Genomic DNA, 983 nt, shown 5'->3' with positions numbered 1-983 from the left:
ATCCACCGCCGGGCCACCCCCTTGCCCCCGGGTGGCCCGGCGGTGGATGAAGCGTCCAGGGAGCGCACGCCATGTCACGGTCGGATCCACGCCACGCGAAGCCTGTCTCCAACGCGGCGGAGTCTCCTTCCGACACGGGGGCCGGGCGGACGCCCTCCGCGCTGAAGGACCTGCTGGAGGAGGTCCGTTCCCCGGCCGCGACGCGTTCGGACGTCTACCTGCTCGTCGACGCGCTGGGCCGGGCACCGGCGGCGGAAGAACCGCACCGGGCGCGCGCCGACCTGCTGCTGCACCTGATGGCCCGCGACAATCCCGTGGGCGACTACACGGGCCGGAACGGGAAGACGGTGCGTCACGCGGCGCGGGATGCCCTGCTGGCGTTGGGCTTTCCATACGCGCTGGAGGTGCCACCCGAGTTGATGGGGCAGGCCCCGCCCACGCAGCCTCCCCGGACGGGAATCGGGAGGGGCGGGTTCGCCTCCCTGGCGATCCTCACGCTGTACCTGACGGTCCTCGGCTCATGGGCTGTGTGGAATGACCTGACGGTCCGGCGCTCCAGCCACGTGCTTCCCCCTCGGTTCACGCGCGACACCGCGATGTCCATCGCGTTCCTGGCGGCGTTCATCTGGCTGCCGCCGCTGGTTTCGCTGTGCGGTCATGCCTTGAAGCGCCGCTGGCTGCAGAGCATCGGCTCGACGCTCCTCGCGGTGCAGGCGATCCCCTGGGTGTTGATCGCTGGCGCCTCCCTCTGGAACGGACGTGAGCCCCTTCAAGCGGCCATCCTGCCCTGGTACCTGTCGTTGTGGGCCCTCTGGGCAACGCGCCCGTTGCCGAAGTCCCCGCCCTGACCTTCCACGCGGGAGCGGACCCGACGACAGACAGTGTCTCCAGGTTCCCTCCAGACCGCGGCCGCCGCCCCTTGCGCCCGGAAGGTGGGCGGGAGGATGACTGTCTTCAGGAGCGCCATCCCATGTCTTCCCCGC

The 983-nt window shown here is 70.7% G+C and carries 1 protein-coding gene; it reads left to right on the top strand.

All coding sequences use genetic code 11. The features are described 5' to 3' along the window. The first annotated feature begins 71 nt into the window (after nucleotides 1-71). Nucleotides 72-848 (top strand): hypothetical protein, encoded by a 777-nt coding sequence (locus D7X74_RS42100; protein WP_120538482.1) that lies wholly within the window; start codon nucleotides 72-74, stop codon nucleotides 846-848. The last annotated feature ends 135 nt before the right edge of the window (nucleotides 849-983 follow it).

It is taken from the genome of Corallococcus sp. CA047B, assembly GCF_003612065.1.
Taxonomy (GTDB): Bacteria; Myxococcota; Myxococcia; order Myxococcales; family Myxococcaceae; genus Corallococcus; species Corallococcus praedator.
This window is presented reverse-complemented; position numbering and strand designations above follow the sequence as displayed.